This is a genomic window from Rhizobium sp. BK312 (assembly GCF_014193605.1).
Classification (GTDB): Bacteria; Pseudomonadota; Alphaproteobacteria; order Rhizobiales; family Rhizobiaceae; genus Rhizobium.
The window spans coordinates 228,321-246,919 of record NZ_JACHZP010000003.1 but is presented as its reverse complement, the minus strand read 5'-3'; the positions used below and the strand labels follow the sequence as shown (position 1 = coordinate 246,919).

Below are 18,599 nucleotides of genomic sequence, written 5' to 3'. Positions count from 1 at the left end.
AGGGCAACCGGGCAAGGCATCAATTCGCGAACATTGCGTTCCGGCAGCCAAGCGAATGGCAACGCGTTCAGCTCGAATCACAGCTCACGCTGACAAATGGGCTTTGGCTGTGGCAGTGATTTCGCGTGTCAATTCCGCAAGCCGGTCGGCTGCGAGACGATTCACCTGCCAATATAATGGAATGTCCAGTGGCGTGTCGGGGATCAGCTCGACCAAGCGCCCGGCCTTCAGATGCTCCCGCACAAGCTGGATGGGATTCATGCCCCATCCCATGCCCGCAAGGCTGGCATCGACGAAGCCTTGTGTCGAAGGCAGCCAATGGCTCGGATAGGCAAAATCCTCTCCGAATGTCTGGCGTATCCAGCGGCTTTGAAGCCTGTCCTTCTGGTTGAAGGTCAGGGCTGGCGCGTTCTGGATCGCTTCCGGGGTAACACCTTTTGAAAAATGCCGGGCAATGAAAGCGGGGCTTGCCGTCGCATGGTAGCGAAGCGCGCCGAGGGACATACGCCGGCAGCCTTGAATTGGCTTTTCCAGGCCGGTGACGGCCGCGATCACCCGCCCCCGCTGCAGCCATTCGGCCGTATGATCCTGGTCGTCGATGGCGATATTCAGCAGATAGGAAGAGCGTTTGGCAAAACTGGATATGGCATCCACGAACCACGTCCCGAGGCTATCGGCATTCGTGGCAATGTGAAGTGTGACCCTTTGTTTGGGCTCGCCGGGATCGACGAGCGCCGGCAAACGTCCGAACAGCTCGTCTTCCAGCATGCCGACATTCTCCATATGGCGGCAGAGCCATTCGCCCTTTTCCGTCGCGGTGCAGGGATTGCCCCTGACGATCAGGACGATGCCCAGGCGTTCTTCAAGCTGCTTCACCCGCTGCGAGACGGCCGAAGGCGTGACGTTGAGAATGGCTGCCGCCTTTTCGAAGCTGCCGGTCTGGACGACCATGGAAACGGCACGGAGAGCGGAATAGTCGAGCATAGATTAGTTTTTCTTAATCTGGATTAGCAACATTAAGTAGCCTAAATCTTCACATGCGGATACCGGAGATGCTCATTCGTTTTGGAGCATTTCGCTAGAGCCTTTCGTTCTTGCGCAATTCCGGACGGAAAACCGCTTCGCACTTTTCCTGGAATTGCTCTGAGCATGAATTTTTCGATCTATATAACCGGCCTGATGATGGGGCTCAGCCTGATTGTCGCGATCGGCGCGCAAAACGCCTTCGTCCTGCGTCAGGGCCTTCGCAACGAGTATGTAGTCGCTGTGTGCCTCGCATGCGCGCTCTCCGATGCAACACTCATCATCCTCGGGGTGACGAGCTTCCGCCAGATCTCCGCGCTGCTGCCCTGGCTCGATCCAGTCATGCGCTATGCAGGAGCGGCCTTCCTGATCTTGTACGGAGCCAGGAGCCTCTACTCCGCCTTTCGTTCGTCTGCGGTGCTGGCCGCCGGAGAGGCGAAATCATCAAGCTTCCGGCAGACGCTCGCCATGTGCCTCGCGCTCACCTGGCTCAACCCGCATGTCTATCTCGATACTGTCGTATTGCTTGGCACGATCTCGACCCGATTTCCAGGAAACGAAGTTTCATTTGCGGCGGGTGCCATGACGGGCTCCTTTCTGTTCTTCTTTTCGCTCGGCTTTGGCGCGAGGTGGCTGAGGCCGATCTTCGCGAAACCCGCATCCTGGCGCATTCTGGAAACGCTCATTGCTCTTACGATGTGGATGATCGCCACCAAGCTGCTGCGCGGAGTATGATTTCTGCGGCATATTCATGGACAGTCACACGGCCCTCAGCGTAGGACGATTTCAGCTTCTGCTTTTCGAGCGCTATCGCTGGTCGAAGCCTGACAGAGAAGGAAACAATCGTGACACTCTTTACTGGCCTTTCGGCCTTTCCGATTACCCCCACCGATGCTTCCGGACACGTTGATATTGTAGTGCTCGCCCGCCTGCTCGAACGCATCCAACTGGCGGGCGTTGATTCCATCGGGTTGCTTGGCAGTACGGGCGGTTACGCCTTCCTGTCACGCGACGAGCGTCGGCGGGCCGTACAGGCGGCAATGACAAGTGTCGGCGGCAAGATCCCTGTCATCGTTGGGGTTGGAGCGCTGCGAACCGACGAAGCGCAGGCATTGGCGCGTGATGCCAAGACGGCTGGCGCAGATGGGCTGCTGCTGGCCCCCATGTCCTATACTCCACTCACGGAGGAAGAGGTCTACCAGCACTTCGTCTCAGTCGCGGATGCGGGCGATCTACCGCTCTGCATCTACAACAATCCCGGCACGACGAAATTCACATTCAGTCATGCGCTGATTACGCGGCTAGCAAAAGTGGCGAATATCACAGCGGTGAAGATGCCGTTGCCGCCGGAGAACGATTTCAAGGGAGAGATGGTACTTCTGCGTCAGGAAACGCCAAAGGGTTTCGCCATCGGCTATAGCGGCGACTGGGGAGCGGCGGCCGGACTGCTAGCCGGTGCCGATGCCTGGTACAGCGTGGTCGCTGGCCTTCTGCCCGTCGAAGCGCTGGCGCTCACAAGGGCGGCCCAAGCAGGCAACACCGCCGAAGCCGAACGGCTCGATCAGAAATTCCAGCCGCTATGGAGCCTGTTCAAAGAGTTCGGCAGCTTCCGCGTTATGTATGCGATTGCGGAAGCGCTCGATCTTTGCAGGATCGATCCACCCCGCCCAATCCTGCCTTTACCCGCCGCCGAAAAGCTGAAAGTAAGAAGCGCGCTCGATCACATTCTGATGTGATCGAGTCCTGTGCGACGCGGCAATCTCTGCCTTATATCCGCGCCTCTAGGGGTATCCACTCGATGACTCTCGCCGGGATTGCAGCGGAATCGTCATCTGCTTTGTTGCCGGCCTTCCAGATGCCATTTTTCAGCGCGAAGGGTTCTTTCACGAAGGCAAATTGATCAAAAACTTTCAATCGGTTCCGGGGATGGCATGAAGAAACTGATAGCCGCCGCGATCCTGTGCGTCTGCCTTGTCGCAGGAACACTCTATGCCACTGCTGGTGGCAACTATCCACCGCTCAAGGATGGTGATCTGATTTTTCAGACATCGACCAGCGACCAATCAAGCGCCATCATATTCGCGACCGGTTCAGCCTTTTCGCATATGGGCATCATAAAGAATGAGCATGGCGTTATCACGGTCATCGAGGCCGCAGCAAAGGTCAGGGAAACGCCCCTACACGCTTGGGTAAATCGCGGTCTGCTGAAGCGGGTTGCGATCTATCGTGATCAACGCCTCACGCCTGAAATAGCTCGGCAACTCCTATCCTATTCCAGCACGCTTTACGGCAAACCCTACGACCTTTTCTTCTCCTTCAACAACGACGCGATCTACTGCAGCGAATTGCCCTATCTCGCTTACAAGGCCGTAGGTATGGAGATCGGCAAGGTGCAGAAAATATCGGAGCTGAACATCAACAATATGCTTGTCAGAAAGCTGGTCCAGTCACGATGGAAGCGTGACAGCGAATGCACGGAGCGCGATTTTGATTTCGATCAGTGCTACCGATATATTCTCAACCAGAGCCTGGTCACTCCGGTCAGCATCGCCAATGATCCAAGTCTCAAGATGATCTATTCGAACTATCCGCTTTGATGGCTATGAGCGTGGAAAGTCGTGCCGTCCGCTCTGGTCACAGCCAGCATCAAGTCGCGCTGAAGCCCTCATGATAGTCGACGCGTCCCGAGAGCGCGGCGCGCCCATTCAGGACCAGCCCCATGAAATATTCGGCAGGTACTCCATTGAGTACCAGGCCGGGATCATTGTCGAAACCGAAACGCTTGTAGTAATCCGGATCACCAAGAACGACGCAGCCTCTGGCATCTATCTTCGTCAGACGCGAAAGACCTTCGCGAACAAGCGCACCGCCAATGCCGTGTTTCTGGCGACTAGGCGTCACCGAGAGCGGGCCAAGCCCGTACCAGCCGCAATCTTTTCCATCGATCGTAACAGACGAGAAAGCGATATGTCCGAGGACTTCTCCATCCTCGATCGCTACGAGGGAAATCGTCAGCGCCCCGGCGTTGCGAATAGCGTCGACGATTTGCGCTTCGGTTTGACTGCTGTGCTCGATCGAGGCGAAGGCCATCTTCGTTATACGGCGGATCGCTTCCGCGTCTTTCGGCTGCTCTGAGCGGATTTCCATTTTTCATCTCCCGTCGGTTGGCAATTCCGTACTTGCAGACGCGTAGGCGGCTGTGCACTTGCGAGCGGGAACGGAGGATACAAGAGACCTATTTCCGCTTAAACGGCGCCATGCCCTTGCGCGCCAGCTCGTCGGCCCGCTCGTTCTCCGGGTGTCCCGCATGGCCCTTGACCCAATGAAGCGTCACCTTGTGCCTGTTATAAGCCTCGTCCAGCGCCTGCCAGAGCTCGGCATTCTTCACCGGTTTCTTGTCCGCGGTCTTCCAGCCGTTCTTCTTCCAGCCGAAAATCCATTTGGTGATGCCGTCCTTGACGTAGACGCTGTCGGTATAGAGATCGACCTCGCATGGGCTCTTCAGGGCACCGAGTGCCGAGATCGCCGCCATCAGCTCCATGCGGTTGTTGGTCGTCTCCGCCTCGCCGCCGGAAAGCTCCTTCTCTACCTCGCCATAGCGAAGCACCGCCCCCCAGCCGCCAGGTCCGGGATTGCCGGAGCAGGCGCCATCGGTAAAAATATCGACGTGCTTCATGCCTTCAGCCCATATTCCGCGGCTGAAGCAATCTGGCGGTGGAAGCGCAGCTTGCGCAGATATTCGATCGGGTCTTTCTTCGTGACCATTGCGCCGGCCGGGGTCGTCAGCCAATCGTAAAGTCGGGTCAGGAAGAAGCGCAGGGCCGAGCCGCGGGCAAGCGTCGGCAATGCAGCGATTTCGGCAGTGCTCAGCGGCCGCACGCTCTGATAGCCTTCCAGCAGCGCCATTCCCTTGGTGATGTTGTAGGCGTGATCCTTCTCGAAGCACCAGGCGTTCAGGCAGATCGAGACATCGTAGGCGAGCTGGTCGTTGCAGGCGAAATAGAAGTCGATCAGACCGGACAGGGTGTCGCCGAGGAAGAAGACATTGTCCGGAAAGAGATCGGCATGGATGACACCTTCGGGCAGGTTCTTCGGCCAGTGCTTTCCAAGGAAATCGAGTTCGCTGCGGATTTCGTTCTGCAGACCGGCTTCGACTTCGTCGGCGCGTGCCTCGGATTTTTCCCAGAGCGCCTGCCAGCCGTCGAGCGATAGTGCGTTCGGGCGGCGGATGTCGAAACCTTCGCCAGCGATATGCATGGCGGCCAGCGCCTTGCCGACTTCGCGGCAATGATGTGCCTCAGGCTTGCGCAGCCACATGCCTTCGAGGAAGGAAATCAGCGCAGCAGGACGACCGGAGAGATGGCCGAGCAACTCGCCGTCGCGGCGCGGCAGAGGCAGCGGGCACGACAGGCCACGGCTCGCCATGTGCTGCATCAACCCCAGGAAGAACGGCAGATCGCCCTTATCGACGCGCTTCTCGTAAAGCGTCAGGATCAGCGGATCGCGGCTCGTGTGCAGCAGGAAGTTCGAATTCTCGACGCCTTCGGCAATGCCCTTGTAAGAGAGCAACTCGCCGACATCATATTCGGTCAGGAACCACTTCAAATCGTCTTCGGTAATATCGGTATAAACGGCCACGAAACAGTCCTGAACTTGAGCGCCTTGGGTCGGCTATTCGCCGTTGACGAAAGCCATGTCTGCTGTCGTCAGCTCTATACTGCGAAGCTCGCGATTGACGAGGAAATTCTCCGTTTCCTTCACAGTTTCAGCGAGTTCCACCACGGCATTATAGCGGGCGCGGAAAGCTTCGATGATCTCGTTGACGATGACTTCTGGCGCAGATGCACCAGCCGAGAGGCCGACCGTCTTGATATCGCCGATATTGTCCCAGTCGATCTCCGAGGCGCGCTGGACAAGCACCGATTTCTTCGCCCCTGCCCGGAGCGCTACTTCGACGAGGCGCTTGGAATTGGAGGAATTCGGCGCGCCGACGACGATGAAAAGATCGCAGCCGGGTGCCGCCTCCTTCACCACTTCCTGGCGATTGGTTGTGGCGTAGCAGATCGAATCGGCAGCCGGTGCCGTGAGATTGGGGAAGCGCTCCTGCAGCCGCGCGATGACGCCGGCGGTATCATCGACCGAGAGCGTCGTCTGCGTCACGAAGCCGAGGTTGTCGGGATCGGCAGGCTCGTAGACATCGGCATCCTCGACCGTCTCGATCAATGACACGGCACCCTCTGGCAGCTGGCCCATGGTGCCGATCACTTCCGGATGGCCGGCGTGGCCGATCAGGACGACGTGGCGGCCGAGACGATTGTGGCGCATGGCCTGCTTGTGCACCTTCGAGACCAGCGGACAGGTGGCATCAAGATAGAAGAGATTGCGCGCATCGGCATCGGCCGGCACGGATTTCGGTACGCCATGCGCCGAGAAGACGACGGGCTGGGCGCGATGTTCGGCCGGGATTTCATCCAGTTCCTCGACGAAGATGGCGCCCTTGGCCTCCAGCCCCTCGACGACATAGCGGTTATGGACGATCTCGTGGCGGACATAAACCGGCGCGCCATAGGCCTTCAGTGCCAGAACGACGATCTGAATGGCGCGGTCGACGCCGGCGCAGAAGCCGCGCGGCCCGCAAAGCCGGATAGTCAGGTCAGGTTTGGAAACAGCTATGTTCATATCTCTTCCGAAATGCGCGACAATGGCTGAGCCATAGATAGGGCTGCCCTGCCGCCTGCTCCATTCAGTCCGCATGGTCTTATCCAAAAACCGCTGCGCACTTTTTGGGATCATGCTCTAGCCGAATATTTCATCGAAATGAAGCTATTCTATTGCATGCCTCTATTGTCGGGGCGCGTCCGGATGATGTTTGCGCCACCAGGATATGGCGACGATCGCTGCCAGCGCCGCTGCCAGCCCATACCAGGTCACCGCATATTGCAGGTGATTGTTCGGCAGATCGATGATGGTGACACCGCCGATCGGCAGACCTACCGGATTGGGCGTCCTGTCGGCGTCGATGAAGAAGGGCAGCACCTTGTCCTTCGGCAGGCCGACGCTGGAGGCCATGGCTTCCAGATCCTTCCAGAAGAAGATGTTCTTGCCGAGATCATTGTCCGGCATGCCGTCGGGCCGGTCGACGAGTTTTGCCCGAGCGAGGCCGATAACGGTCTGTTCACCCATCAATTCACCCTGCTTGCGCTTTTCAGGGTCCTTGGCCTCGGTGGGAACGAAGCCTCGATTGACGAAAATAAAGCGGCCGTCGTTGAGCTGCAAAGGTGTGTAGATGTGATAGCCGGGATCGCCATCATGGGTGGCGAGGAAATGCCGCTCCTTATCGTTGAGGTAATGACCAGTCGCCGTGACGACGCGATACTCAATGTCGCCGCCGGATGCCGCCATGGCCTCGATCGCCGACAAAGGTATGGCGGGTGCATCCTTGCGCGCGGCGATATCGGCCAGCAGGCCTTCCTTCCACTGCAGTCGCTCCACCTGCCAGGTGCCGAGCCCGATCAGGATGACGAAGGCGACGAGCAGAAGCAGTGCCTTGGCGATCTGCCACAGGGGATTGGCGCGGCGCACAGGCATTGCCGACTCAATCACGGTGGACGCGCCCTTCGGCTGCATTATTGCGATATTGCAGGGCGATCAGGATGCCCTTGCACCAGCGCAGGGACAATAGCGAAAGAATGATCGTCAGCGGGGCGAACAGCACTATGTAGACCCAGATCGGCGGCGCATAATTGATTTGCATCCACAAGACCGAACCGATGACGATGAAGCCGACGATCAGGATGACGAAGACGGCTGGCCCATCACCGGCATCGGCGAAGGCATAGTCGAGATCACAGGCTGCGCAGCGCGGCTTCAGCGACAATAATCCATCGAAAAGCTTGCCTTGACCGCAACGCGGACAACATCCCTGTATGCCGACCTTGAATGGATCGACGGGCGCAAAGAGAGCGCTGTCGCTATGGGATGCCTCGTCCGGCATCTTGTCTTGCTCTGAGGTCAAAGTTCTGTCTCGATCGGTCTGCCATTGCGGGCGAACCTATCGATCTCGCCCCTGTCACTATCAGTAACCGCGATGTGCGCGTCCGTCCAATCGAAAAGCGCAGATACGCCGCGCCAGCAGCCCGGGAAAAGCATGCAGAAAGGATTGGATTCATGGCAACCAGCGAAGGCTCGCCTCTTGGTCAGATAATCATTCTCAATGGCGCGCCGCGATCCGGAAAAAGCAGCATTGTTGAGGTGATACAGGCTGATTTCGAGGGCGTTTGGCTCAATCTCGGCGTCGACACCTATGTGCGGCATGTCACGCCTCCACGCTACCGTCCTGGTATCGGCTTGCGTCCCGGCGGCGAGCGGCCTGATCTCGAGCCGCTGGTTGCGTGCTTTTATGCCGCACTCTATGCGTCGATCGCCGCGCATAGCCGCATGGGGCTCAATGTCATCGCCGAGTTCGGTCATCACGACAGCTATTCGCAACCGCTCGGCATTCTCCCCGACTGCGCCCGGCTTCTGGCAGGTCTGCCCGTCCTGTTCGTCGGCGTACGCTGCCCCCTCGATGTTGTGCTGCAGCGGCGGCTGGTGGAAGGACCAGAAAGACAGGGCACTTACGTTGCTGTCGGAGCGGATAAGCCCATCCCCGCGCCGGTCATTGCATGGCAGGAAGAGGTCCACCGACCGGGGATCTACGATCTGGAGATCGATACATCAGTAAAGAGCTCTAAGGCCTGTGCCGAGGAGATCCAGCAATTGCTCGCCAAGGGCCCGCCCCATCCCACTGCATTTGAAAGAATTGCCTCAATGTATTGAGGGTACAAAACAAAAGGCGGACGCTGAGCGCCCGCCTTTTGTTTTCGAAAGATCGATACCGATCAGCCCGCCGCAAGCGGTGCGCCCCAGCTGCCCCAGATGTAGATGCAGAAGAACAGGAACAGCCAGACCACGTCGACGAAGTGCCAGTACCAGGCGGCCGCCTCGAAGCCGAAATGCTGCTTCGGCGTGAAATCACCCCGGATGGCGCGGACCAAGCAAACCAGCAGGAAGATCGTCCCGATCAGAACGTGGAAACCGTGGAAGCCGGTCGCCATGAAGAAGGTCGCACCATAGATCGAGTTTTTGAAAGCGAATGGAGCGTGGGCATATTCATAAGCCTGGACGCAGGAGAACAACGCGCCAAGCAGCACGGTCAGCGTCAGACCCTGGATCAGCCCCTTGCGGTCGCCGTGCAGCAGCGCATGGTGTGCCCAGGTGACCGTGGTGCCCGACAGCAGCAGGATGATGGTGTTGTAGATCGGCAGGTGCCAAGGGTCGAGAACCTCAACGCCCTTCGGCGGGAACTGGCCGCCAAGGAAGGCCGTGCGTGATGCCTGGATCGCCTCGTTCGGGAACAGGCTGACATCGAAATAGGCCCAGAACCAGGCAACGAAGAACATCACTTCGGAAGCGATGAACATGATCATGCCGTAGCGCAGATGCAGCGAGACGACGCGGGTATGCGCGCCCTCATGTGCTTCCTTGATCGTATCGGCCCACCAGCCATACATGACATAGAGGACCACGGCGAGACCGATGAAGAACAGCCAGGGCTGGGCGAAATTGATTCCGAACAGATGCAGCGCGCCACCGTTCAGGTAACGCATGAAGCAGACACCGCCGAAGGTGATCACGAAGGCCCCAAAGGCCGCAATGATCGGCCACGGGCTGGGATCGATAATGTGATAATCGTGTTTTCTCTGATGCACTTCGGCCATATCAGCAATCCCCGAATAACTTTTTCCCATATTGCTTCCGGTCAGACCGAAAAGCACTCTCCATCAAAGCTTTTTTTCCACCGGCTTCGTAACGCCGTCATTGGATGCCACGGGCTTTGCGCCTTCCCGTGGATAATAGGTATAGGACAGTGTCAGCGCGTTGATCGTCTTGGTTTCCGGAGCCTTGGCGATCTCGGGATCGACATAGAAAACCACTGACATTTCGCGCTTTTCGCCGGGCGCGAGATCCGTCTCGTTGAAGCAGAAGCACTGGACCTTGTTGAAATAGACCCCGGCTTCGAGCGGCGTGACGTTGAAGATCGCCTGGCCGCGCTCCATCTTGTCCGACTTGTTCTCGATCTGGAACTTGACCTCGACCGTCTCGCCGATCTTCGGGCTTACAGATTTTTGCAACGGCTTGAAATCCCATGGCAGGCCGGGCGCGACGTTGGCATCGAAGGAAACCTGGATCTGCTTGTCGAGGATGAGGTTCGACACCTGCTCGACGCGCTGCGTCGTGCCGTTATAGCCCGTCACCTGACAGAACATGCGATAGAGCGGCACGGCGGCGGCGCACATGGCGCTCATGCCGACGACGAAGCTCAGGCACATGGCAACGATCATACCGTTGCTACGGGTGCCGTTCCTCGTGCTTTTTGTGACCTCCCCCTCCATGACGCCTCCTCAAACGTGTCCGGAACCGACCTTGATGATGGTGATCGCGTAGAACAGCACCACCAGACCGGCAAGTACGAGGCCGAGCGCGATGTTGCGCCCTCGCCGCGACTTCTTCTGCGCCTCGGTCAGCTTGACGAGCTCTATCATAGCCAGCCTCCGGCACCACCCGAAATCAGCACGGCAACGAGCCGGTCGATCAGCAGCGCGGAAAAGATCGCAAAGAGATAGAAAATGGAAAAGCCGAAGAGCTTCTTTGCCGGCACCATCTTCACGTCGCCATCGGCCATGCGCCAGACGGCGATGGAACAGTGCACGAAGATCGCGCCGAGCACCGCTGCAACGACGCCATAGCCGAAGCTCGCAAAGCCCATGAAAGCCGGCACGACGCCGAAGATGGCGGTCAGCACCGCATAGACGACGATCTGATTCTTCGTTGTTGGGATGCCGGAGACATTCGGCAGCATCGGTACGCCGACGGCCTCGTAATCCCCCATCTTGAAGAGTGCCAGTGCCCAGAAATGGGCCGGCGTCCAGAGGAAGATAATGAGGAAGAGCACGATGCTCTCGACTGGCACGCTGCCGGTGACGCAGGCCCAGCCAATGACGGGCGGGAAAGCGCCGGCAGCACCGCCGATGACGATGTTCTGCGGCGTCGAGCGCTTCAGCCACATCGTGTAGACGACGGCATAGAAGAAAATGGTGAAGGCGAGAATGCCGGCGGAAAGCCAGTTGATCGCAAGACCGAGGATCGTCACCGAAAAGCCCGACAGCACCAAGCCGAAGGCCAGGGCTTCCGAGGGATTGATACGGCCCGAAGGTATCGGCCGGCTCTTGGTGCGGGTCATGACGGCATCGATATCGGCGTCGTACCACATGTTCAAGGCACCGGATGCGCCGGCACCGACCGCAATGCAGAGGATCGCGATGAAGCCGAGAACGGGGTTGATATGGCCGGGAGCCAATACGAGGCCGGTAAAGGCCGTGAAGACGACCAGCGACATCACGCGCGGCTTCAGAAGCTCGAAATAATCGCGCGCACCCGCTTCTGACAGGCCGGTTTCGCCTTGCTTTGCGAGCGCTTCGTGATTGTCGATGACCGTCATTCTTTCTTCCAATTATCCGTTGAACCGGACGCCGCTTATCACGGCGTCCGGAAATGAGCTACTTGATGCGCGGCAGCTCTTCCCACTGATGGTGCGGCGGCGGCGACGACAGCTGCCACTCGAGCGTGGTTGCGCCCTCACCCCAGGGATTATCGCCTGCGACGCGCTTCTTTGCGAAGGCATCTATAACGCCCCAGAAGAAGAAGCAAAGGCCAACGGCTGCGACATAGGAGCCGATGGAGGAGACGAAGTTCCAGCCGGCATAGGCATCCGGATAGTCGATGTAGCGGCGCGGCATGCCCGCACGACCCAGGAAGTGCTGCGGGAAGAACACCATGTTCACACCGACGAAGGTGATCCAGAAGTGCCAGTTGCCGATCCGTTCATTGTACATGTAGCCGGTCATCTTCGGGAACCAGTAGTACCAGGCGGCGAAGATGGCGAAGACGGCGCCAAGCGACAGAACATAGTGGAAATGTGCCACGACGAAGTAAGTCGCATGCAGTTCGCGGTCGAGGCCGGCATTGGCGAGCTGGACGCCGGTGACGCCGCCGAGCGTGAACAGGAAGATGAAGCCGAGCGCCCAGATCATCGGCGTGCGGAACTGGATCGAACCGCCCCACATCGTCGCAATCCATGAGAAGACTTTGACGCCTGTCGGAACGGCGATGACCATTGTCGCGAAGACGAAGTAACGCTGCGTGTCGAGCGACAGGCCGGTCACATACATGTGGTGGGCCCAGACGACGAAGCCGACGGCGCCGATCGCGACCATGGCATAGGCCATGCCGAGATAGCCGAAGATCGGCTTGCGCGAGAAGGTCGAGATGATGTGGCTGATCATGCCGAAACCGGGCAGGATCAGAATGTAGACTTCCGGATGGCCGAAGAACCAGAAGAGGTGCTGGTAGAGCAGCGGGTCACCGCCGCCTTCCGGCGCAAAGAAGGTCGTGCCGAAATTGCGGTCGGTCAACAGCATGGTGATGGCGCCGGCAAGAACCGGGAGCGACAGAAGCAGCAGGAAGGCGGTGATCAGAACCGACCAGGCAAACAGCGGCATCTTGTGCAGCGTCATGCCGGGAGCGCGCATGTTCAGGATCGTGGTGATGAAGTTGATCGCACCGAGGATCGAGGAGGCACCGGCGATATGCAGCGCGAAGATAACCAGATCAATCGCCGGGCCGGGATGGCCGACCGTACCTGACAGTGGCACATACATCGTCCAGCCGCCGCCCGCGCCGTAAGCGCCTGCCGGGCCTTCGACGAACATCGAGAGGATGAGCAGCAGGAAGGCCGGAACGAGCAGCCAGAAGGAGATATTGTTGAGGCGCGGGAAAGCCATATCCGGCGCGCCGATCATGATCGGCACCATCCAGTTGGCAAAGCCGCCGATCATCGCCGGCATGACCATGAAGAAGATCATGATCAGCGCGTGGGCGGTGACGAAGACGTTGTACATCTGCTTGCCGCCATCGATGGCGGCATCACCCGAAAAGCCATAGACCATCGATGCCAGACCGCTGAAGATCTGGATGCCGGGCTCCTGCAATTCCATGCGGATAGCAACGGAAAGGAGGAAGCCGATCACGCCCGCAAAGATCGCGAAGATCAGATAAAGCGTGCCGATGTCTTTGTGATTCGTCGAAAACAGCCAACGATCAGCGAAAGATTGCTTGTGTGCGTGATGATCGTCGTGCGCGTGGGCGTCGTGAAGATCATGCGAGTGATCGTCGTGTGCCTTGGATCCAGCCATTGTTCTTACCCTCTTACTTCGCCGTGTTTTCCGCGACCTTGACGGTCGTCGGTTGATCGACGGCGGCCATTAGAGCCTTGTTCGCCTTGCCGACATCGGTTGCAGCAGCGGCAAGCCACTGCTTGTACTGATCGTCGGAGACGACACGGATGGCGATCGGCATGAAGGAGTGATCCTTGCCGCAGAGCTCGGAACACTGTCCATAGTACAGGCCTTCGCGGTCGGCATTGAACCAGGTTTCGTTCAGACGGCCCGGAATGGCGTCAATCCTGACACCAAATGCAGGCAAGGCGAAGGAATGGATGACGTCGGTCGGTGCGGCGGTGATGAGAAGGCGCACGTTCTTGCCGACGGGAACGACCATTTCGTTATCGACGGCGAGCAGCCGCGGATATTTCGACTTATCGTCCTTGCCGGCGGCGGCGCGGTCCTGCTCCTTCAGCATGAAGGAGTCGAAGGCGACCGGCGTCGCGCCACTGCCCTCATATTCATAATTCCACTGCCATTGCGTCGCCGTCGCCTTGACGGTGACATCCGTCTTTTCCGGGAACGTCAGCTGATCGGTCAGAAGATTGAAGGAGGGAATAGCCAGGAAGAGAAGAATGAGGACCGGTCCGATCGTCCAGACGACTTCGATCAGCGTGTTGTGGCTCGTCTTGGACGGAACCGGGTTCTTGGACGCCCGGAACTTGACCATGACCACCACCAGCAGGACCAGAACAAGCAGCGTGATCGGAATGATAAACCAAAGCGTGTATGCCTCAAACCAGCGGATTTGATGCATGTTGCCGGTTGCCGCCTGCTGCATACCGGTTTCCCAAGGTCTCGGCTGATCGGCGTAGCTACCTGTCGCAAAAAGCAGACAGATCATAGCCGCCAGAGCCGCGTAAGCTCTCTTAATCACGATGTCTCTCCCTCCAGCGTTTGATCCCAGATCTTCCTCAAACGCAGTATCCCTACAATCCATTGCGCTTCAAACCACAGTTTGGGGTGCTCCGCAACAACTCACGACATTTGTTAGTGCGGCATTTTTGCGCGAATATCCCCCCAAGCTTGTCGCGGACATGGCAAGCATTTCATCATCATACGAAAAATTGCATCGCGGTCCATGGCGCCGCCGGGACAAAATGGAGTAGAGGTCGTATTTCCGCCGTAGTCGGTTGGAATCCAGCAGCCGGGGCTTTTCATTTGCCGGCCTGGGCTTCAACAATAGCGGCACTGATTCGAATCTAGAGGTTTCCATGGGTTTTCGTTCCCTCGCCCGGCTTTTGCTCGTTACCGGCGGCGTCGCTGCCGCAGTTGCCGCACCCGCATGGGCGCAGCAGGGCCAGCAGACTCAGCCGCCGGCGCAGCAGACCCAACAGTTGCAGCCGGACCAGCCGGGCCAGCAGCAGCCGCATACGCAGCAGGTGCCTACAAGCCAGGTTCCGCAACCGCCGGGTACGGTCCGGTCCAGCCACGGTGCATGGTCCGTCGTGTGCGACAAGCCGGCAGGCGCGGCGACTGAGCAGTGCGCGCTGATGCAGAACGTGATCGCCGAGGATCGTCCGGAAATCGGTCTGTCCGTCGTCGTGCTGAAGACGGCTGACCGCAAGTCCAAGATCCTGCGCGTGCTGGCGCCGCTCGGCGTGCTGCTGCCAAACGGTCTCGGCCTCAATATCGACGGCAAGGATATCGGCCGCGCCTATTTCGTGCGCTGCTTCTCCGATGGCTGCTATGCCGAAGTTGTGCTGGAGGACCAGTTGCTGAAGACGCTGCGCAGCGGCGCCACAGCAACCTTCATCGTCTTCCAGTCGCCGGAAGAAGGCATCGGCATCCCTGTAGATTTGAAGGGCTTTGCGGACGGCTACGACGCCCTTCCCTGACCGGATGGGCTTGCTCTTGCGCGGTGCGAAGCCTACATCGGCTCTGAACGGAGCACCTGATCCATGAATACCGATCTCCTTACCCTTTTTGATGCCGATGAAGCCAAGCTGCGCGGCATCGTTGCCGAGGCGCTGTCCGGCGCCGATGACGGCGAACTCTTCGTCGAGCATGTCCAGGCGGAATCGCTGACATTCGACAACGGCCGGATGAAGGGCGGCAGCTTCAACACCGAGCAGGGCTTCGGCCTTCGTGCCGTCGCCGGCGAAGCGGTGGGCTATGCCCATGCGGGGGATCTTTCCGAGGCCGCATTGAAGCGCGCCGCCGACGCGGTGCGCGCGGTGACATCGGGCTATGCCGGCTCCTACGCGGCCGCGCCCCAGCGCACCAACAAGGTGCTCTATGGCGACGAGAACCCGATCGGCACGCCGAGTTTCGAGGAGAAAGCAAAGCTCCTGCAGCGGATCGACAACTATCTGCGCGACAAGAACGACAAGGTGCGCCAGGTGACGGTATCCATCGCCGCAAGCTGGCAGATGGTCGACATCCTGCGCGCCGATGGCCATCGCGTTCGCGATGTGAGGCCGATGACGCGTGTCAATATCTCCGTCATCGTGGGTGACGGCGACCGGCAGGAATCCGGCTCCTTCGGCACCGGCGGCCGGATCGGCTTCGGTGATTTCGTCACAGCGGACAATTGGCACTACGGCGCCGACGAGGCCCTGCGTCAGGCGCTTGTCAATCTGGAGGCGATCGAGGCGCCTGCCGGTACGATGGATGTCGTGCTCGGTTCCGGCTGGCCGGGCGTCATGCTGCACGAGGCCGTCGGGCATGGGCTCGAAGGCGACTTCAACCGCAAGAAGACGTCGGCCTTCGCCGGCCTGTTGGGCCAGATGGTGGCCGCTCCCGGCGTCACCGTCGTCGATGACGGCACGATCGAGAACCGCCGCGGCTCGATCACCGTGGACGACGAAGGCACGCCATCGGCCTACAACGTGCTGATCGAGAATGGCAAGCTGGTCGGCTACATGCAGGACCGGCAGAATGCGCGGCTGATGGGCATGAAGGCGACCGGCAACGGCCGCCGCCAGGGCTATGCCCATACGCCGATGCCGCGCATGACCAACACCTATATGCTCGGCGGCGACAAGACGCCGGAGGAAATCATCGCCTCGGTGAAGAAGGGCATCTATGCCGTTTCCTTCGGCGGTGGCCAGGTGGATATCACCTCGGGCAAGTTCGTCTTCGGCTGCACGGAAGCCTATCTCATCGAGGATGGCAAGGTCGGCGCTCCGATCAAGGGCGCCATGCTGATCGGTAACGGGCCGGATGCGATGAAGCGCGTTTCGATGATCGGCAACGACATGAAGCTCGATACCGGGATCGGCAATTGCGGCAAGGCCGGCCAATGGGTTCCTGTCGGCGTCGGCCAGCCGCATCTCAGGATGGATCAGATCACGGTGGGCGGCACCAAGACCTAATCGTTCTTGAGGCGCTTAGCACACCTCGGGACGAAAACGCCATTTGCGCTCCACCGCAGCGGTCAAATCCAGGCCGTTGCGATGCGCGAATAAAAGAATGTGGCCGAGCACATCGGCCGTTTCGTCGGCAAGTGCGGTCGCCAGTTCCGCATCGCTCATGCCCTTGCGCCGTCCACGGCCGGTGACCTTGTTCCAGATCTGGATCAGCTCGCCCATCTCCTCCTGGAGTTTCAGCACGAACCAATCGTCGTCACGCTCCATGCCGTTATCGGCAGCATAGCGCGCCGAAGCCATTTCGAATTGCTCCATCAGATCTTTCAACATTGCGATCGTTCCCTTTATGTTCCAGACATCAATGAACGATTCCCGCAAAAAAGTCGAGCCGGCGGAGATGGCTCCGCCGGCTCACCGTTATCCCGATCGAGATTATGCTCAACCCTTGCTGGGCAGCAGCATGCAATCGAAGTCCTTACGCTTCAAAGCAGAGCAGGCGGAATTCGCATCGTCGCGGCTTGCAAAGCCGGTGAAGCGGGCGCGATAGACCGTGCTGGCACCCTTGCCGACGGCCTCGGTATAGGGCGAGGCATTGGCGAGCGCATTGCCGGCCTTGGACTTCGCTTCCGAGAGAATATCCTTGGCAGCCTGGGCGGTCGGCGTCGCCGCGATCTGCACCTGCCAGCTTCCGGATACCACCGGCTTGCTGACGGCTGCCGTCTGCTTGTTGTCGACGAGGATCTCGTCCATCGCGGCCGGGCGATCCATCGGTACGGTAACGTTCGACGCTGCCGCAAATGCCATCGGAACAACCTCGGTACGCTTGCGCGCCGGCGCAGGTGTCGTCGTGGCAGTGGTCTGGGCATCAACATCGACAGCAACATCGTCCGATGCAGACGCCACTTCAACCTGCTTGCCCATCTTGCCGCCGCCGACGCTCGCCATCAGACGCGATGTCGCGACGGGGGCTGCCTTGGGCACATAGCGATCCAGCAGCGACGCCATCATCGCATCGCGGCCGCGCGCGGTGGCGCCGCCCATGACGACGCCGATCACCCGGCGATTGCCCTGGCGCACGGCGCTGACGAGGTTGAAGCCGGAGGCATTCGTATAGCCGGTTTTGATGCCGTCCATGCCTTCATAGCGATACATCAGGTTGTTATGGCCACGCACGTTATGGCCGCGATAGTTGAAGCTCGTCTGCGAGAAGAGCCGGTACTCTTGGGGATAGTTGTTGATGAGCGCCACGGCGAGCGTCGACATATCCCGCGCCGTCGTCCACTGCTGCATGTTCGGCAGGCCCGAGGCGTTCAGGAAGGTGGTGCGGCGCATGCCGAGTTCGCGCGCCTTCTGCGTCATCATCCGCGCAAAGCCGCTTTCGCTGCCGCCAAGCGCTTCCGCCATGGCGGTGGCGGCGTCGTTGGCGGACTTGATGATCATGCCATCGACGGCTTCGCGGACGGTCACCGTGCCGCCGGGCTTGAGGCCCAGCTTGGTGGGCGGCTTGGCAGAGGCGAAGCGCGAAACCGGGATCCGGGTATTCCAGCTCAGCTTGCCGCGGTGGATCGCTTCGAAGGTCATGTATAGTGTCATCATCTTGGTCAGCGATGCCGGATGGTTGAGGTCATCCGCATTGCTGGATGCGAGCACGTTGCCGGTCTTTGCATCCATGATGAAATAGGCGCTGCCAGCGAAGCTCGCCACGGGAGCGCTCAACAGCAAGACGGCCGCAGACAAAGCCATCAGAAGTCGTTTCATAATTGTCCCCAACCGAAAGAATGCCAACACACCGCATCAATCCCTGTACGATTTTGCGACAAAAAGCCTGATACCGGTGCGATATTGAGGCAACAGCCTCGATAGTTCTTCAATTTTGCCTTTCCTGGTAAAATAAGCATTAACGCATTGGAAATTATGACAAAGATTCAGTAAGGATTAACGGGGA

The 18,599-nt window shown here is 59.1% G+C and carries 21 protein-coding genes; 6 read left to right on the top strand and 15 right to left on the bottom strand.

All coding sequences use genetic code 11. The features are described from left to right. Nucleotides 1-84: 84 nt before the first annotated feature. Nucleotides 85-984 (bottom strand): LysR family transcriptional regulator ArgP, encoded by a 900-nt coding sequence (locus FHT85_RS09770; RefSeq protein ID WP_112412426.1) that lies wholly within the window; start codon nucleotides 982-984, stop codon nucleotides 85-87. A 165-nt stretch (nucleotides 985-1,149) separates the two neighbouring features. On the opposite strand from FHT85_RS09770, the gene FHT85_RS09765 reads away from it, so the two are divergent. The 3 genes from FHT85_RS09765 (at nucleotide 1,150) to FHT85_RS09755 (ending at nucleotide 3,620) form a co-directional block, all read left to right on the top strand. Beyond that, the gene (locus FHT85_RS09765) at nucleotides 1,150-1,758 is read left to right on the top strand and encodes a LysE/ArgO family amino acid transporter (RefSeq protein WP_112412427.1); all 609 of its coding nucleotides are present in this window, start codon (nucleotides 1,150-1,152) and stop codon (nucleotides 1,756-1,758) included. A gap of 110 nt (nucleotides 1,759-1,868) precedes the next feature. Further along, complete coding sequence (locus FHT85_RS09760) at nucleotides 1,869-2,759, top strand: dihydrodipicolinate synthase family protein (protein WP_112412428.1); 891 nt, start codon at nucleotides 1,869-1,871, stop codon at nucleotides 2,757-2,759. 195 nt (nucleotides 2,760-2,954) lie between these two features. After that, the gene (locus tag FHT85_RS09755) at nucleotides 2,955-3,620 is read left to right on the top strand and encodes a YiiX/YebB-like N1pC/P60 family cysteine hydrolase (RefSeq protein ID WP_112397971.1); all 666 of its coding nucleotides are present in this window, start codon (nucleotides 2,955-2,957) and stop codon (nucleotides 3,618-3,620) included. A gap of 49 nt (nucleotides 3,621-3,669) precedes the next feature. Here FHT85_RS09755 and FHT85_RS09750 read toward each other — a convergent pair whose 3' ends face one another. The 6 genes from FHT85_RS09750 to FHT85_RS09725 form a co-directional block, all read right to left on the bottom strand. Beyond that, entirely contained in the window at nucleotides 3,670-4,170 is a 501-nt protein-coding gene (locus FHT85_RS09750; protein WP_183774068.1) for a GNAT family N-acetyltransferase, read from the bottom strand. Nucleotides 4,171-4,258: 88 nt separating this feature from the next. Then, entirely contained in the window at nucleotides 4,259-4,699 is a 441-nt protein-coding gene (gene rnhA, locus FHT85_RS09745) for a ribonuclease HI (protein WP_112412430.1), read from the bottom strand. Further along, complete coding sequence (locus tag FHT85_RS09740) at nucleotides 4,696-5,661, bottom strand: homoserine kinase (protein WP_112412431.1); 966 nt, start codon at nucleotides 5,659-5,661, stop codon at nucleotides 4,696-4,698. Before FHT85_RS09740 ends, rnhA begins: the two co-directional genes overlap by 4 nt. A gap of 33 nt (nucleotides 5,662-5,694) precedes the next feature. Beyond that, nucleotides 5,695-6,702, bottom strand: a complete 1,008-nt coding sequence (gene ispH, locus FHT85_RS09735; RefSeq protein ID WP_112412432.1) for a 4-hydroxy-3-methylbut-2-enyl diphosphate reductase — start codon at nucleotides 6,700-6,702, stop codon at nucleotides 5,695-5,697. Between the two features lie 162 nt (nucleotides 6,703-6,864). Then, a complete protein-coding gene (locus FHT85_RS09730; protein WP_112412484.1) occupies nucleotides 6,865-7,611 on the bottom strand; it encodes an SURF1 family protein in 747 nt (248 codons plus the stop codon). A 7-nt stretch (nucleotides 7,612-7,618) separates the two neighbouring features. Next, nucleotides 7,619-8,017, bottom strand: a complete 399-nt coding sequence (locus FHT85_RS09725; RefSeq protein WP_112412433.1) for a DUF983 domain-containing protein — start codon at nucleotides 8,015-8,017, stop codon at nucleotides 7,619-7,621. Nucleotides 8,018-8,190: 173 nt separating this feature from the next. On the opposite strand from FHT85_RS09725, the gene FHT85_RS09720 reads away from it, so the two are divergent. Further along, nucleotides 8,191-8,841, top strand: coding sequence for a chloramphenicol phosphotransferase CPT family protein (locus tag FHT85_RS09720; RefSeq protein WP_112412434.1), 651 nt, complete (start codon nucleotides 8,191-8,193; stop codon nucleotides 8,839-8,841). Between the two features lie 62 nt (nucleotides 8,842-8,903). Here the strand turns inward: FHT85_RS09720 and FHT85_RS09715 are convergent, their stop codons facing one another. The 6 genes from FHT85_RS09715 to coxB all read right to left on the bottom strand — a co-directional run bounded on the left by FHT85_RS09715 (nucleotide 8,904) and on the right by coxB (nucleotide 14,220). Then, entirely contained in the window at nucleotides 8,904-9,782 is an 879-nt protein-coding gene (locus FHT85_RS09715; protein WP_112335712.1) for a cytochrome c oxidase subunit 3, read from the bottom strand. 63 nt (nucleotides 9,783-9,845) lie between these two features. Further along, nucleotides 9,846-10,457 (bottom strand): cytochrome c oxidase assembly protein, encoded by a 612-nt coding sequence (locus FHT85_RS09710; protein ID WP_112335497.1) that lies wholly within the window; start codon nucleotides 10,455-10,457, stop codon nucleotides 9,846-9,848. 9 nt (nucleotides 10,458-10,466) lie between these two features. Beyond that, entirely contained in the window at nucleotides 10,467-10,607 is a 141-nt protein-coding gene (locus FHT85_RS09705) for a hypothetical protein (protein WP_015339051.1), read from the bottom strand. Further along, nucleotides 10,604-11,563, bottom strand: a complete 960-nt coding sequence (locus FHT85_RS09700) for a heme o synthase (protein ID WP_112412435.1) — start codon at nucleotides 11,561-11,563, stop codon at nucleotides 10,604-10,606. Before FHT85_RS09700 ends, FHT85_RS09705 begins: the two co-directional genes overlap by 4 nt. Nucleotides 11,564-11,621: 58 nt before the next feature. After that, nucleotides 11,622-13,316 (bottom strand): cytochrome c oxidase subunit I, encoded by a 1,695-nt coding sequence (ctaD, locus tag FHT85_RS09695; RefSeq protein ID WP_112397979.1) that lies wholly within the window; start codon nucleotides 13,314-13,316, stop codon nucleotides 11,622-11,624. Nucleotides 13,317-13,329: 13 nt separating this feature from the next. Further along, on the bottom strand, nucleotides 13,330-14,220 hold the full coding sequence (gene coxB, locus FHT85_RS09690; protein ID WP_112397980.1) for a cytochrome c oxidase subunit II: 891 nt from the start codon (nucleotides 14,218-14,220) through the stop codon (nucleotides 13,330-13,332). A 337-nt stretch (nucleotides 14,221-14,557) separates the two neighbouring features. Here coxB and FHT85_RS09685 point away from each other — a divergent pair, with 337 nt between their 5' ends. Then, nucleotides 14,558-15,181 carry an invasion associated locus B family protein gene (locus FHT85_RS09685; protein ID WP_112412485.1) on the top strand — a complete coding sequence of 208 codons (624 nt, stop codon included), beginning with the start codon at nucleotides 14,558-14,560 and terminating at the stop codon, nucleotides 15,179-15,181. 63 nt (nucleotides 15,182-15,244) lie between these two features. After that, nucleotides 15,245-16,660, top strand: coding sequence for a metalloprotease TldD (gene tldD, locus FHT85_RS09680; protein ID WP_112335493.1), 1,416 nt, complete (start codon nucleotides 15,245-15,247; stop codon nucleotides 16,658-16,660). A 15-nt stretch (nucleotides 16,661-16,675) separates the two neighbouring features. Here the strand turns inward: tldD and FHT85_RS09675 are convergent, their stop codons facing one another. After that, a complete protein-coding gene (locus FHT85_RS09675; protein ID WP_112412436.1) occupies nucleotides 16,676-16,984 on the bottom strand; it encodes a pyrophosphatase in 309 nt (102 codons plus the stop codon). Nucleotides 16,985-17,092: 108 nt separating this feature from the next. Further along, nucleotides 17,093-18,412, bottom strand: coding sequence for a D-alanyl-D-alanine carboxypeptidase family protein (locus FHT85_RS09670; protein ID WP_112412437.1), 1,320 nt, complete (start codon nucleotides 18,410-18,412; stop codon nucleotides 17,093-17,095). Nucleotides 18,413-18,599: the final 187 nt, after the last annotated feature.

Excerpts from the sequence above, each read along its gene's own strand:
- FHT85_RS09725 (WP_112412433.1), bottom strand. The coding sequence starts at position 8,017 with ATGCCGGACGAGGCATCCCATAGCGACAGCGCTCTCTTTGCGCCCGTC.
- FHT85_RS09700 (WP_112412435.1), bottom strand. The coding sequence starts at position 11,563 with ATGACGGTCATCGACAATCACGAAGCGCTCGCAAAGCAAGGCGAAACC.
- FHT85_RS09710 (WP_112335497.1), bottom strand. The coding sequence starts at position 10,457 with ATGGAGGGGGAGGTCACAAAAAGCACGAGGAACGGCACCCGTAGCAAC.
- FHT85_RS09770 (WP_112412426.1), bottom strand. The coding sequence starts at position 984 with ATGCTCGACTATTCCGCTCTCCGTGCCGTTTCCATGGTCGTCCAGACC.
- FHT85_RS09685 (WP_112412485.1), top strand. The coding sequence starts at position 14,558 with ATGGGTTTTCGTTCCCTCGCCCGGCTTTTGCTCGTTACCGGCGGCGTC.
- FHT85_RS09675 (WP_112412436.1), bottom strand. The coding sequence starts at position 16,984 with ATGTTGAAAGATCTGATGGAGCAATTCGAAATGGCTTCGGCGCGCTAT.
- ispH (WP_112412432.1), bottom strand. The coding sequence starts at position 6,702 with ATGAACATAGCTGTTTCCAAACCTGACCTGACTATCCGGCTTTGCGGG.
- rnhA (WP_112412430.1), bottom strand. The coding sequence starts at position 4,699 with ATGAAGCACGTCGATATTTTTACCGATGGCGCCTGCTCCGGCAATCCC.
- FHT85_RS09720 (WP_112412434.1), top strand. The coding sequence starts at position 8,191 with ATGGCAACCAGCGAAGGCTCGCCTCTTGGTCAGATAATCATTCTCAAT.
- FHT85_RS09750 (WP_183774068.1), bottom strand. The coding sequence starts at position 4,170 with ATGGAAATCCGCTCAGAGCAGCCGAAAGACGCGGAAGCGATCCGCCGT.
- FHT85_RS09670 (WP_112412437.1), bottom strand. The coding sequence starts at position 18,412 with ATGAAACGACTTCTGATGGCTTTGTCTGCGGCCGTCTTGCTGTTGAGC.
- FHT85_RS09765 (WP_112412427.1), top strand. The coding sequence starts at position 1,150 with ATGAATTTTTCGATCTATATAACCGGCCTGATGATGGGGCTCAGCCTG.
- FHT85_RS09705 (WP_015339051.1), bottom strand. The coding sequence starts at position 10,607 with ATGATAGAGCTCGTCAAGCTGACCGAGGCGCAGAAGAAGTCGCGGCGA.
- FHT85_RS09755 (WP_112397971.1), top strand. The coding sequence starts at position 2,955 with ATGAAGAAACTGATAGCCGCCGCGATCCTGTGCGTCTGCCTTGTCGCA.
- ctaD (WP_112397979.1), bottom strand. The coding sequence starts at position 13,316 with ATGGCTGGATCCAAGGCACACGACGATCACTCGCATGATCTTCACGAC.
- FHT85_RS09730 (WP_112412484.1), bottom strand. The coding sequence starts at position 7,611 with ATGCCTGTGCGCCGCGCCAATCCCCTGTGGCAGATCGCCAAGGCACTG.
- FHT85_RS09715 (WP_112335712.1), bottom strand. The coding sequence starts at position 9,782 with ATGGCCGAAGTGCATCAGAGAAAACACGATTATCACATTATCGATCCC.
- tldD (WP_112335493.1), top strand. The coding sequence starts at position 15,245 with ATGAATACCGATCTCCTTACCCTTTTTGATGCCGATGAAGCCAAGCTG.